12 protein-coding genes are annotated in these 13,068 nt (G+C 45.4%); 8 read left to right on the forward strand and 4 right to left on the reverse strand.

What is annotated here, in order from left to right; genetic code table 11:
* Positions 1-131: 131 nt before the first annotated feature.
* Both UQ64_RS27775 and UQ64_RS27780 read right to left on the reverse strand, forming a co-directional pair.
* Positions 132-1,583 (reverse strand): hypothetical protein, encoded by a 1,452-nt coding sequence (locus UQ64_RS27775; protein ID WP_060626692.1) that lies wholly within the window; start codon positions 1,581-1,583, stop codon positions 132-134.
* 80 nt (positions 1,584-1,663) lie between these two features.
* The gene (locus UQ64_RS27780; protein ID WP_060626693.1) at positions 1,664-2,878 is read right to left on the reverse strand and encodes an MFS transporter; all 1,215 of its coding nucleotides are present in this window, start codon (positions 2,876-2,878) and stop codon (positions 1,664-1,666) included.
* Between the two features lie 160 nt (positions 2,879-3,038).
* Between UQ64_RS27780 and UQ64_RS27785 the strand changes: the two genes are divergently transcribed.
* From UQ64_RS27785 to UQ64_RS27815, 7 genes are all read left to right on the forward strand, one after another.
* Positions 3,039-3,458, forward strand: coding sequence for a pyridoxamine 5'-phosphate oxidase family protein (locus UQ64_RS27785; RefSeq protein ID WP_060626694.1), 420 nt, complete (start codon positions 3,039-3,041; stop codon positions 3,456-3,458).
* Positions 3,459-3,643: 185 nt separating this feature from the next.
* Entirely contained in the window at positions 3,644-4,318 is a 675-nt protein-coding gene (locus UQ64_RS27790; protein ID WP_060626695.1) for a response regulator transcription factor, read from the forward strand.
* 2 nt (positions 4,319-4,320) lie between these two features.
* Positions 4,321-5,739, forward strand: coding sequence for a HAMP domain-containing sensor histidine kinase (locus tag UQ64_RS27795; RefSeq protein WP_060626696.1), 1,419 nt, complete (start codon positions 4,321-4,323; stop codon positions 5,737-5,739).
* A 70-nt stretch (positions 5,740-5,809) separates the two neighbouring features.
* Positions 5,810-6,721, forward strand: a complete 912-nt coding sequence (locus UQ64_RS27800; protein ID WP_060626697.1) for an ABC transporter ATP-binding protein — start codon at positions 5,810-5,812, stop codon at positions 6,719-6,721.
* Positions 6,718-7,434: an ABC transporter permease gene (locus tag UQ64_RS27805; protein ID WP_060626698.1), complete on the forward strand. Its 717-nt coding sequence runs from the start codon at positions 6,718-6,720 to the stop codon at positions 7,432-7,434. Before UQ64_RS27800 ends, UQ64_RS27805 begins: the two co-directional genes overlap by 4 nt.
* Before the next feature lies 1 nt (position 7,435).
* On the forward strand, positions 7,436-8,170 hold the full coding sequence (locus UQ64_RS27810; RefSeq protein WP_060626699.1) for an ABC transporter permease: 735 nt from the start codon (positions 7,436-7,438) through the stop codon (positions 8,168-8,170).
* Between the two features lie 109 nt (positions 8,171-8,279).
* On the forward strand, positions 8,280-8,645 hold the full coding sequence (locus UQ64_RS27815) for an ArsR/SmtB family transcription factor (RefSeq protein ID WP_042184384.1): 366 nt from the start codon (positions 8,280-8,282) through the stop codon (positions 8,643-8,645).
* Positions 8,646-8,741: 96 nt separating this feature from the next.
* Here UQ64_RS27815 and UQ64_RS27820 read toward each other — a convergent pair whose 3' ends face one another.
* On the reverse strand, positions 8,742-9,503 hold the full coding sequence (locus UQ64_RS27820) for a CPBP family intramembrane glutamic endopeptidase (protein WP_060626700.1): 762 nt from the start codon (positions 9,501-9,503) through the stop codon (positions 8,742-8,744).
* A 233-nt stretch (positions 9,504-9,736) separates the two neighbouring features.
* Here UQ64_RS27820 and UQ64_RS27825 point away from each other — a divergent pair, with 233 nt between their 5' ends.
* Positions 9,737-11,977 (forward strand): heavy metal translocating P-type ATPase, encoded by a 2,241-nt coding sequence (locus UQ64_RS27825; RefSeq protein WP_082651351.1) that lies wholly within the window; start codon positions 9,737-9,739, stop codon positions 11,975-11,977.
* 71 nt (positions 11,978-12,048) lie between these two features.
* Here the strand turns inward: UQ64_RS27825 and UQ64_RS27830 are convergent, their stop codons facing one another.
* Positions 12,049-13,011, reverse strand: a complete 963-nt coding sequence (locus UQ64_RS27830; RefSeq protein ID WP_060626701.1) for an L-lactate dehydrogenase — start codon at positions 13,009-13,011, stop codon at positions 12,049-12,051.
* Positions 13,012-13,068 lie beyond the last annotated feature (57 nt).

Genomic DNA, 13,068 nt, shown 5'->3' on the forward strand with positions numbered 1-13,068 from the left:
ATAAGTAAGTATAAGTGTTGTACCTATACTTTATATCTTATATTTCTCGCATATGGTGTATTATAGACGGCTGTTCTCGGAATGTCTAGTAGTATGCTCCTGAATTTTTCAAATCTATCTATCCGATTTTATTAATCCAGATCTTTATGTTTCTTGCGATGACGTCGCTTAAGCTCAGTAACCAGAGCACCTAACGTAAGGACAACACTAATCGTTATCCCGCTCATAATCACGAAGAGAGCAAGAAACTCAAAGGGGGAATAGCTGACCATTTTACTCCATTGAATCTTTCCATCCAGATCGTCAATGACTTGATTCATGCCATAAATCCCACTTACCACCGTAAATACAGTAAGGATCATCAGCAGATTATCCCGGCGCTTCGACTGGAACTTATCTTGATACTGAAACAGGTCAGTCAAGGTTTCCTTCACTTCCTCGAACAGAGCGTCATTCCCGTATACTTTACGCAGCTGAAGAAAAATCTCCCGTCCTTGCGACTGTGAAATCAGCTCCAAGAAATAGAATTTTGCCGAGAATTTATTAATCGAGTAGATTAAATTATCGATCTCATCATAATCGTGGTTTATGCGTAGTCGGGAATGCATATTTGCCAGCTTTAGGAGAACGATTTTGTGGAAAATATTGAGGAGAAATCCGTAATAATATTGTCCGTACATCTGGTTGGCCAGGCTAACGGCGATTTTCGGTTCATCTCTAGTCAGGCAGCAAAAGGTCTGCTCATTCATCATATAATACGTGTTTGGACCCCATCGATTATAGGAATGCTCATGACAATAGTTCGCAATATACGCTGGATCGCTGGCACTGGCATAGGGCTTCCCGTTCAGATCAATTCCATCAAGCTGAGAGGCGCGATAGCGTATATTTACACTAATCTCGTCAGAATCTTCTTCATTCTGAAAGCCGTAAAAGGCTTGCACCTGCATTCTTTCATCTACGAAAAAGGGGAGGGTCTCGAAATAAGCCCCATTGATATCCGAGTGATCCAGAAAAGGCTCCAATCCATCCACCAGATTTCGGAAGACAAAATCCTCTACCATTTCATAGGTCTGTTCCCCGCAATGGATATAGGTGTAGTCATCCTGTACGAAGGTGTTCTCAAGTGTTCGGAAGCGGTCCGCGAATTCCAGTGCAATACTAAAGGGGATCGCGTCCCCCTCAAGCTGGACACGTATCGTCACAAATCCAAGCTGAAAAGGACATATGAATATATCCGTTGAGAGAATTTTAAAAAAGATAGACTGCTGCGGAATCTCCAGAATACAGTCCAGATTATTTACTCTGGAAAAGCGTCGGAAAGAGTCTATATCCTTCTTGCGTGGAAAAAGGATGTGAGCAGCAAACGGTAAATAGGTGCGCTCCATCCGTTCATGAGAAACACAGAAGCCTTCTCCGTAATAGGCATCTTCCAGCTCTTTATTATCCAGGAAAAAACGTGTGAAGCCATCATCCTGCAATTGTTGGATAAGCTTCTTAGAATCGCCCTTTTTTATTGAAAAGGGAAAAATAAACTGCATAAGCGCAGTATGTAATAATGGCTCAGTCGAAAGCTTATTCATTCATCTTCCATCCTTGTGCTCAGAATATGCTTACAGATCACATTACCCTAAAAGGATTAGGTTGATACCCTTCTAACATTCTAAATACTGGAACTCTTTCCTTGCACCGCTTGCCTGGATTGAAATCTCCATGCGGCAATGCTGAGCAGGAATAAGAAGGCGGCAAAGGCGGCGAGTAACCCGGCAGTCTGTGCCACTTTTAAATGGTCCATAGACCAGCCCATAAATAGGGGCAGTAAGGCACCGCCAACCCCACCGGAAGCGATCATTATGCTAGGTGTGGATTCTTCCGTTCCAGGCAGCATCTTGCTGGAGAAGACTAAAGCAATGGAGAAAATACCAGACATAAATAGTCCAAGCAGCAGAATTACGATGAATGCTGCCATTCTATTCTCAGTGAAAGGAAAGAGCGTCAACAGTAGTAAAGTCAGTAAACAGCTGCTGAGAATGTACACACGATAAGAGATTTTTTCCGCAATTACTCCCGCAAACAATCTCCCCGTAGACATCGCCAGCCAAAAGAAAGTGACTGTCAATGCCGCAGCAGACTCTGTCATCCCTAGCTTGGCAATAAAGATAGCTGGCATAAAGTTGACCAAACTCATCTCAGTGCCTACATAAAGAAAGAAAAAAATGATAAAGATACAGAGTAGAATCCATTGCTTCCCCTTATATGGCAATCGTGTGTTAGAGAGCAAGGTCTGTGAAGATTCTAAGACTTTTCGAGGGGTTCGCTCGTCCAGTATGCGTTGCAGATTTCCAAAATGACCTCTTCCCCAGAGAATGAGGGATATTAATGAGAAGACAGCGACAATTAGAAATGCCAATCTCCACGCTCCGGTAGCGATGAGCGGACTAGCGATAAGAGGCATCACGAGGGCACCTATTCCAAAAAGAACCTCAAGTCGGCTCATGGCTATAGCAGTTCCTTTGGTTACGGCTCCGATAATGATGGTACCTATGACGGCTTCGATCATACCAAAACCAAAGCCTGCCGCAACAGCGATAACATACATCCAGCCCCAAGGGGGGAGAAATGAATAAGCAATTTCTGCAGTAAATAGTAGTCCTGTTGCGATGAGGATGCCTCCTCGTTTACCGAAACGGCGATTTAGCAGTGGAGAGACAAGCACACCAGCCAGGAACCCGGCGAATTGGCTAAAGATTAGTTCACCACCTGCACTATAATTTTGGTCATAATGCTTTAGCAGAACGGGCAGAATAGATCCCAGCACTACATGTGCCAGTCCAATGACAAAGTAGGAAAGACAACCGAACCCAATCAGTTTTTTCATGGAGTAAGCTCCTTATCTAAGAAGTATCTATGGAAAGCGTTCGGATTCAATCTGAACCGGAAGGGTACATTATAATAAGCACCATTGCTATGATAAATCCAAACGGTGAGCTTGGATATATAAACTTTTGTTTACATGCTTGAAGGGAGAGATTTGCGTAATGGATAACAAACAACTAGAGCAATTGATTATTAAGGCTTTGGACGATAACAAGTTCGGTTCCTTTGGAACGATCGAAGAAGGTAACAAGCCGAAAGTTCGTTATATGGCGATATTTCATGAGGGATTGAAGATCTATTTAGCTACGAATCGCAAGACGCATAAGGTGGAAGAGTTATCTGATAATCCGAATGCATTTTTGTTACTTGGATATGAGTCAGGCGGAAGCAAAGATGTGCTGGAGATTGAAGCCACCGTTGCCGTTTCTAAGGATGAAGGGCTGCGCAAAAAGGTATGGAATAAAGAGCTGGAGCCATGGTTTACAGGACCTGATGACCCTAATTATGTGATTCTTGAGCTTAGTCCAACGCGTATTGAGTATGTTGGCAGCAATAAAGAGCATGGAGTTTGGAATCCATAAGTTTAAGCAAGATCAGCTAACCAAATAAAGTCAGGTCATAATATTTAATGAGTCTGACAGCCATCCTATCTCTCGCGAGCGTAGGATGGCTTTTTGTCGTCCATAAGTTCCTGAGTGAACTTCAGAAAACATGTTATAATGACTTCAACTTTTTACGTAATTTCTCAGGGGAGGACTTGAAATACATGACCGTTACTCTGTTATATATTGAAGATGATCATGAAATCGGCAGCGTTGTGTCTGCGGATTTAAGTGAGCGTGGTTATAGTGTACGCTGGCTGCGGAGCGGGGAGGGAGCGACGGAAGAAGCTGCGCCTTGTCAATTGGCTATTCTGGATGTAATGCTTCCGGGGCTGGATGGCTTTACTGTTGGACAACGATTGAAGCGGGCGTACCCTAAGCTTCCGATCTTGATGCTCTCCGCGCGAACCTCCATTGATGATAAGCTGCAGGGACTTGAGTTTGCGGATGATTATTTGACAAAGCCTTTTCATCCAGATGAATTGGCAGCTCGAATTGAAGTGCTGCTCAGGCGGAATGGGGCATCTGTTCAAGATTCGCTCGCGCTTAAGCACCTAGTTGTATATGAAGGGGATAACCGAGTAATAAATGCTCAGACTCAGGAAGAAGTCATGCTTACGGGGAAGCAATTTCAGATTTTTTCTTATTTGCTGCGTCATCTCGGCCAGATTATGACGAAAGAGCAGATTTATGAAGCCGTCTGGGGAGAAACTTATCTCGAAGGGGATAAAACTTTGATGGTACATATACGATATTTGCGCGAAAAGTTAGAACTTGATCCGGGCCATCCGGAAATTATAGAAACTGTCCGGGGGATCGGATATCGGGTAAGAGCATGAGGATGTTAGGACGCATTCGCAAGCAGCGTAGCTCCTCTTTGCTATCGGGATATTTGCTTATTATCGTTTCGGCATTGCTTTTTATCCCTGTGATTCTTCCGTTATCTTTTGTTCTCTACAATATGGTTAATGAAGTGACTAAAGGGGCTCCACCTGTAGACACCTCTCTGTATTCGGGCGTTGCAGCGCTGGAGACCATGTGGCATAAAGAGGCGCTTCAATTGGAAGATGGTTCTTCGGAAGCCATAAATGAGCGGCTATATGAACTGAGCCGGAAATACACTGAGGCTACTATGTTTTGGGTAGATGGGCAGGGAAAGACCCAGTTGATTCTTACACCTGATGATGGCAATCCGAATCATGGCAGCGAAGTTCCGGAGCAGTGGACTGCGGCTGAGGCTATTTCGTTTATGAAAGAAAGTACGAAGCTTGATCCTTTAGCCATCGTCGCCTTCATGGGAGACAAAGTGGAAGCAAACAAAGGGTTTATGGTGATGCAAATTCCAAATAAGCTGCTAAACAAAGGGGCTTATGGGGGAGTGGGAGCTTGGGCTTTATATTACTTTGTGCTCTTTGCTCTTTTTGGAGGATTCGCTCTGGTTTCTTTGCTATTTTTCAGAAAAATACGCAAACGGCTACTACAGCTACAAACTGCGATGACGATTACGGGACCGGATCGAATGCCTAAATCTATTATGACGGGCAAGCTGGATGAGATCGGCCGTCTGGAGGAAGCCTTCAATACGATGGTTGCCAAGCTGGATGAAAGCCGACGTAGGGAAATAGAAGAGGAGGAACTGCGCAAACGCCTAGTATCGAACCTATCTCATGATTTGCGTACACCGCTAACAGTTATCCGGAGTCACATTCATGTAATGACTAAGGAGAGCTTAACCCCACAAGGACAACAGTCCTTACAACTAATGGATAAGCGTATAGCGGATCTTAGCGTCTTGATCGAAAATCTTTTATCCTACAATCTTCTCAACAGCGGAAGAATCACCCTGAAGCGGGAGCGTAAAGATGTCTTGCGCTTGTTGCGGGAAAGCGCCGCAGCTTGGTACCCCGTATGGGAAAAAGAGAACTTCGAGATCGATATTGATTTGGAGGCTGAGCCTTTATTCTGGATGTTGGACGAGGTGTGGTTCCGCCGTATTCTTGATAATCTATTTCAGAATATTGTACGTCATGCCAGCAGTGGTCTTTATGTAGGTATTTCTACCGAGTTCCATAATGGGCAACGTGTCATTAGGATTACGGATCACGGTAGAGGCATCCAGAGTCCATCCGATTACAAAGGGGCAGGATTAGGGCTGTCCATCGTGGATCTGTTGATGAAGCATATGGAGCTAGAGTGGGATATGGAGAGTACAGGAGATGGCACCTCCATTATAATCTTCAATCCACAGGATGAAATTTAAACAAAACTTAAACTTCATACCGCCTTGTTCTTAACCTTGGGACGTTATGCTAATTACCGAGGTGAGGAACATGAAAGAAACAGTGATTGAAACGAAGGATTTATTAAAAAAATACCGTGAACGGGCTGCGGTGGAAAATTTAAATTTGAACATCCGCAAGGGAGAAATCTATGGCTTTCTAGGTCCAAACGGGGCAGGGAAAACAACAACAATTCGTATGCTGCTTGGACTGATCACTCCCACATCAGGAAGGATTGAAGTATTCGGCCAGGATCTTCGCAAGCATAAGCTGCAAATTTTACGGAAGGTAGGGTCGCTTGTCGAATCCCCGTCCTATTACGGGCACTTAAGCGCTGTGGATAATCTTGAAGCCATCCGGCGTATCCTGGGTGCTCCGAAGTCACGAATTGCTGAGGTGCTTGATATTGTTTCCTTAACTGGGGAAGAGAAACGTCCGGTTAAAGGATTCTCCCTCGGGATGAAGCAGAGACTAGGTATTGCTGCTGCTTTGCTTGGGGAACCGGAGCTGCTTATTTTGGATGAGCCGACGAACGGGCTTGACCCGTCAGGGATCCAAGAAATTCGCGGGCTGATTAAACGATTGCCGCAGGAGCAAGGGATTACTGTCGTAGTATCCAGTCACCTGCTTAGTGAAATTGAGCAAATGGCGGATACTGTAGGCATCATTCGCCAAGGGCGAATGGTGTACCAAGACAGCATAACGAATCTGCAGCGTCAGGCCGGTGGAGAAATGCGCCTAGCAGTCTCGGACCCGGAGGCCGCGCTGCGTCTTGCTGAAGAACGGGGATACGCAGGGGTACTTCAAGACCAAAAGCTGGTCTTTTCCCGAATGATTGATGCAAGAGTAGCCTTGCTAGTCAAAGCCTTGGTAGAGAATGGGCATGCCATCTATCGTGTAGAGGAGCGAAGACAATCACTTGAGGACTTCTTCCTGCAGGTTGTAGGAGGAGAGGAATCATGATGTGGCGGGCACTGTCGGCGGATTGGCTCAAAATCCGTGGCAAGGGACTCTGGTTTCTAGTTTTTCTTGGGCCGATTGGACTTGTAGCCATGCAGGGCCTGAACTTCGGCCTTCGATATGATTATCTTCGCGAGCAGTATAGTGCGGATTTATGGGGCGGACTTCTGGACAATGTGGCCTCATTTGTGCCTATTGCTCTTTTTCTCGGAGGGACCTTAGTATGCTCGTTGATAGCGAATGTTGAACATCAGATGAGCTCCTGGAAGCAGCTCTTGGCATTGCCTATCTCTCGTACTTCAGTGTTTATGGCTAAGCTGGTGCTCTGTCTGCTGCTTGTCGCGGTTTCTTGCTTGCTACTCTCGGTAGGTACAGTTACTTTAGGGCTTGTTTTGGGCTTCAAGGTCGAACTGATTCCGTATTTGGATGTGTTACGAATTGGTTTTATGTCTTATATTGCGGCGTTGCCGGTCATCGCTTTGCAGCTATGGCTTTCCTTGGCTAATCGTAATCAAACATTGCCGGTCGCTCTGGGGATTACCTTATCTCTGGTATCTATCTTCTCCATGGTACTTTCAGAATGGGTTCCTTTAACATGGCCATATATGGCTTGGGAATCTTCGCATCGTCTCTTATTTAGCGGCGCAGGGTTGCTGCTGGGGCTGCTGATTCTTTTGCCGGGTGCACTGCACTTCGCACGAAAGGATGTGGATTAAGATGAATTCATTTTGGAGAGTGCTATCCGCAGAACGATTAAAAATGTCTAAATCATATGTCTGGCTTTTAGTTATAGGCAGTCCGATTTTAGCATTACTTCCCGGGGCATTGGCAGATAATCAAGGGGAGAAAATGACTTGGGAACTGCTGTTGAATGTGATGTCGATGATGCATGCCCTGCTGTTTCTTCCTGTGCTCTCGGGTATTTTTGCCGCACTGATCTGTCGCTATGAGCATCATGACGGGGGCTGGAAGATGTTGCTGTCTTTGCCCGTGACCCGGTTATCGGTGTATCTCTCAAAATATGTGATGATTATCGGATTGCTGGCTGCGGTTCAAGTAACGTTCCTGGTGATGGTACTAGGGATGGGCTTATTCCGAGATGTTCCAGGATCAATTCCTTGGTCGCTGCTACTAAGTTCGGTATTTGGCGGCTTTGTTGCCTGTTTGCCACTCGCTGCATTGCAGTTAGCGATCTCTCAAGGCTGGAGCAGTTTTGGTGCCCCACTGGCGCTTAATGTGAGTCTGACGATTCCCAATATGCTGATCGCCAATTCTTCAACCTACGGTCCCTATTATCCTTGGGTACAACCGATGTTGGCCATGATGCCGTATGGTGATGACACATTTGGAGCTTTTAATTTACCGTTTGAAACGCTGATGATAGTTGTGGGTGGTAGCTTTATTGTGTTTTTTACGGCAGGACTATTCTCCTTTTATCGTAAAGCGGTCTGATATGCAGTGAAGCTTATAAACGCCTTCTCAATGGACATCCAGAGCTGGGTTTCATATAATTGAAGAAAACAATCAGCGAAGCTGACTAGCTGGTGGAGGAGGCGATAGCATGGAGCCAACGGCATTAGAGGATTGCGATAACACATGCAAGGGTTCGGAGCTTGAACCGGAATCCATTGCATTGATTCTGCCTGACCGAGAAATAACGGATAAAATGGCAGAGATGTTCAAAGCGTTGGGTGATCCAACACGAGTGCGGCTCATTTACGCTTTGTCCCAGAAAGAATTATGTGTACACGATTTGTCTGTGATCCTTGATATGGGCCAATCTGCGATATCCCATCAGCTCCGTTATTTACGGAATTTACGAATTGTGAAGCGTCGTAAAGAAGGGAAGACGGTATTCTATTCGCTCAACGATGCGCATGTAGAGCAGATCTTTCTGCAGACACATGAGCATGTCCGTCACGAATAGCTGGGTATTAAGTGGTTTTTTTACGTAAAAAAGAGGGAATTCCAACAGCCGTTTCAGGCGTTTGGGATTCCCTTTTCTTATTAACTTATTAACTTATTAACTAGATTGATTTAGGTTGCCCGATAGGGTTGGTTTTCTAAAAGATAAAGCCAGCCAGACACATTGAACAGCGAGCACCAGGAGAATGAGTAGATCAATTCCTACATATTCGCTTGTATTATCGTTACCAACAAACTGAATCAGATTATGTACAAAATGAAACAATATCAGCGGAACAATATTATTATTTTTCAGCATCAATAAGGCTAACACAAAACCGATCAGAAGAGCATATACGAGCTGTAGAAGGATTTGTGTTATGTCAGTACCAGATAAGGCATTAAGTAGGTGGGTAATAGAGAAGAGAATGCTTGAAGTAATTACAGCTGTTTTAGCACCCTTAGTGAGCAAGACCTTGAAAATCAATCCGCGGTAGATACTTTCTTCCACAAAGGCAACAAGCAGGGTGAAGAAGATAAAGAACATTACCTCAGACGCACTGATCTCACGAAAACCCTTAAAGGAAATGGTGATCAGGATGACCACTAGAGGTGCATAATAGATCCAATTCCCGGAGGATATGGTGTTCAGAGGACGGAAGCCAAGATCACTCCATTTGCTCTTAAGCGTAAAGTAGATGATCAGTACAAGCGCGATTGGAATAAAGGAGAGCAGTACAGGTGCGGTATACGAAAGCTCTTTAATCGTAGCGTATGTCCCGGCGGCAGATACAGCTAAAAGTAACAACACCTCAATAATAACAACGGTCCAAACAGGGTGTTTCTGTGAAAAAGAAGACGTCTTGGCTAGCTTTGACATGGTCTATATTCACCCTTCCCTTTTTTGTAATTCAATTGCCAATCCATCTCGCGGACGATCATACATGATTTACCATATTTTCACGAAAAGGTCAATTGATTTAACTTTTAAGGGATCGGAGAAAAATGGTGTACATCGCGTATTGACCTTCAAAAATAAAGGGAATATAATAGCAATAAGAAAACATATGAACAAGTGCTCATATATGGTTTTTATTTGAGGAGATGTGCCGTATGGATACGATGCAAGGGAAAGTAAAACGTCAATGGGAATTAGAAGGTTTGGATTGCGCCAATTGCGCCAGGAAAATTGAAGATAAAGTGCAGAAGATCGAGGGCGTATCGTCTTGCTCCGTTAATTTTGTTACGAAGACAATGACGATGGAAACCGCCGCTGGTTATGAAGAATCGGCGATTGTAGAAGCAAAGAAAACGGTGAAGGCACTTGAACCCCATGTAAATGTGAAGGAAAAAACTCAGGGCAGTCGCAAGCTGTACAATAACAGTGGTCACGAGCATGAGCACAAACATGGCGATGAACACGATCATCAGGCTGCAGACGGACATAAGCATGATGATGCTGATGGTCACAGCCATGGTCACAGTCACGAGCATGGGGAGGGAGATACCCGTAAGATTCTACTGCGGCTAGGTGGCGGTGGGATACTTGCGCTTGCCGGAATATTTTTACCGGTAGAGGGAGTAGTAGAGCTGTTGATTTTCTTAGCTGCTTATCTCATCGTGGGAAGTGAGGTCGTCTGGCAGGCGGTTAAGAACATTATCCGGGGCCAGGTGTTCGATGAGAATTTCTTGATGGCTCTTGCAACCATCGGCGCTTTTGCGATTGGTGAGTATCCAGAGGGTGTAGCGGTTATGCTTTTTTACCAAATTGGAGAGTTGTTCCAAGGTCTGGCAGTAAACCGCTCACGCCGATCTATCACGGCACTTATGGATATCCGTCCCGAATTTGCTTATCTTAAGCTTGGAAATGATCTGAAACGAGTCTCCCCTGAGGAAGTAGCTATCGGTGATTTGATTGTTGTGAAACCGGGTGAGAAGGTACCTTTGGACGGAACGATCCTCGAGGGTAGCGCCATGATGGATACATCAGCACTTACCGGGGAATCTGTACCGCGTTCGGCTGGACCGGGAAGCACCGTATTAAGTGGGTTTATTAATCGGAACGGTGTTATTACGATGCAAGTCACTCAGACCTTTGGAGAATCAGCTGTATCCAAAATTCTGGAACTAGTGCAGAATGCTTCGAGCAACAAGGCAAAAACGGAGAACTTTATTACTAAATTTGCACGGGCTTACACACCTATAGTAGTGATCACAGCAGTACTGCTGGCAGTCGTTCCTCCGCTAGTGATTAGCGGGGCAACCTTTTCAGATTGGATTTACCGGGCGCTTGTCTTTCTAGTTATCTCCTGCCCATGTGCGCTTGTAGTCTCGATTCCACTCGGTTTCTTCGGAGGGATTGGTGCAGCTTCACGCAGTGGGATTCTAATTAAAGGAAGTAACTATCTTGAAGCATTAAATGATGTGAAAGTAGTTGTATTTGATAAGACCGGAACGTTGACCAAGGGGCAATTTAAGGTTACTGGAATTTATCCGTCGGGTGGCAAGTCTAAGGATGAGTTGCTGAGGATAGCCGCTTATGCGGAGAGCCATTCGAATCATCCGATTGCCGAATCGATTCGAACGGCTTATGGAGAGCAGATTTCTAAGGAAGCGATCTCCAATTACAACGAAATCTCTGGTCATGGGATTGAGGTTTCGATTGAAGGTAAGACCGTACTTGCAGGTAACGCGCGTCTGATGGAGCGAGAGGGTATAGCTTATGAGGTACCAGAGCAGAGCGGTACAGTAGTTCACATCGCTGTGGATCATCAGTATGGAGGTCATCTGGTGATTGCTGATGAAGTGAAGGAGGACTCACTGCAGGCCATTCAGACGCTCAAAAAACTTGGCATCCGCAAGACGGTGATGCTCACTGGCGATGCTTCTTCCGTAGCTGAAGCTGTTGGGAAGCAGTTAGGTGTTGATGAGGTTCACGCTGAGCTTTTGCCACAGCATAAGGTGGAGGCCATCGAGAAGCTGGATCGTGAAAAGTCTCATCGCGAGAAAATTATTTTTGTCGGAGACGGAATTAATGATACCCCAGTGCTAGCTAGAGCAGATGTTGGAATCGCAATGGGTGGACTGGGCTCGGATGCTGCAATTGAAGCGGCAGATATCGTAATTATGACCGATGAACCCTCGAAGATTGCTGTAGCGATTGGCATTTCGAAGCGTACACGAATGATTGTATGGCAAAATATTATCTTTGCTCTAGGCGTTAAAGCTATATTTCTTATCCTCGGCGCATTTGGGATTGCCACGATGTGGGAAGCTGTATTCTCAGACGTTGGGGTAACCGTGTTGGCTGTGCTGAACAGTATTCGAGCATTAAAGGTTAAAGATCAAGGATAAAAAAAATCGCTCTTTGGGGTATTGGTGTTACTTACCGATCCCAAAGGGCGATTTGTTTCGTTTGCAGGAGATTAAATGTTGTCTTCCAAGTGTAGGCTCTCAATGCCTAAGCGTACAATGCTGCAGGAGGCGTTGAATTTCTCCGCTTCTTCGGTGTTTAAATTAAGCTCCAGCAGTTCTTGAATGCCAGTGTTGCCAATAATGGCGGGCACGCCAGTACATACAGCACTCTGCCCGTACTCTCCGTCCAGAATTGCGGATACAGCAATGATCTTGTGCTCATCATTCAGGATGGATCGAGTAATGTAGGCCAGAGCACTACCAATACCGAAATGTGTAGAGCCTTTTTTGGTGAATATCTCCCAGCCTGCATCTTTGGTCTTGCGGGAAATATCCTCCAGATCCAGATGTTGGAACCGCTCGCGATGCTGCTCCATAATTTGCAGGATAGGCTTGCCGCCAATGGTCACATGCGACCAAGCTACAAATTGGGATTCACCATGCTCTCCGAGCGCGTAGCCGTTAACACTGCGTGGATCTATGGAGAAAACATCGGACAGCAGTGTCTTTAAACGTGAGGAGTCAATGGAGGTTCCCGTACCAATAATTCTGTGGCGGGGCAGCCCTGATATTTTCCATACCATATAAGTGACAATATCGACCGGATTAGCGGCGACTACGAATATTCCATCGAATCCGCCAGCCATAATGTTGGTGATAATTTCTCTAGTAATGACCGCAGAGGCTTCCAGGACGTCAAGTCTTGTCTGCCCTGCCGTTGGATTAGCGCCTGCTGTCAAGATAACTACATCCATTCCTGCGCAGTCGCTATGGGTTCCGGCATACACCTTGGTGCGTGTGCTTGTGAAATCCATGCAGTGCGAGAGATCAAGTGCTTGTGCCAAAGCTCTGTCATAGGTGCGGTCGATCATCATGATCTCGTCGCAAATTGCTTGATTGACCATGGAGTAGGCGCAGCTGGAACCGACCATCCCGGCACCGACGATGGCGACTTTTCTCGATTTACTTTTCAATTGCCTTGACCTCACTCTCTATCGTTAGGTATGCATATATTTTAACGTATCCCTCCG

It is taken from the genome of Paenibacillus etheri, assembly GCF_001012825.1.
Lineage (GTDB): Bacteria > Bacillota > Bacilli > Paenibacillales > Paenibacillaceae > Paenibacillus_AQ > Paenibacillus_AQ etheri.

Bases quoted from the DNA above. Each gene is read 5' to 3' on its own strand.
- UQ64_RS27775 (WP_060626692.1), bottom strand. From the start codon at position 1,583: ATGAATAAGCTTTCGACTGAGCCATTATTACATACTGCGCTTATGCAG.
- UQ64_RS27780 (WP_060626693.1), bottom strand. From the start codon at position 2,878: ATGAAAAAACTGATTGGGTTCGGTTGTCTTTCCTACTTTGTCATTGGA.
- UQ64_RS27785 (WP_060626694.1), top strand. From the start codon at position 3,039: ATGGATAACAAACAACTAGAGCAATTGATTATTAAGGCTTTGGACGAT.
- UQ64_RS27790 (WP_060626695.1), top strand. From the start codon at position 3,644: ATGACCGTTACTCTGTTATATATTGAAGATGATCATGAAATCGGCAGC.
- UQ64_RS27795 (WP_060626696.1), top strand. From the start codon at position 4,321: ATGTTAGGACGCATTCGCAAGCAGCGTAGCTCCTCTTTGCTATCGGGA.
- UQ64_RS27800 (WP_060626697.1), top strand. From the start codon at position 5,810: ATGAAAGAAACAGTGATTGAAACGAAGGATTTATTAAAAAAATACCGT.
- UQ64_RS27805 (WP_060626698.1), top strand. From the start codon at position 6,718: ATGATGTGGCGGGCACTGTCGGCGGATTGGCTCAAAATCCGTGGCAAG.
- UQ64_RS27810 (WP_060626699.1), top strand. From the start codon at position 7,436: ATGAATTCATTTTGGAGAGTGCTATCCGCAGAACGATTAAAAATGTCT.
- UQ64_RS27815 (WP_042184384.1), top strand. From the start codon at position 8,280: ATGGAGCCAACGGCATTAGAGGATTGCGATAACACATGCAAGGGTTCG.
- UQ64_RS27820 (WP_060626700.1), bottom strand. From the start codon at position 9,503: ATGTCAAAGCTAGCCAAGACGTCTTCTTTTTCACAGAAACACCCTGTT.
- UQ64_RS27825 (WP_082651351.1), top strand. From the start codon at position 9,737: ATGGATACGATGCAAGGGAAAGTAAAACGTCAATGGGAATTAGAAGGT.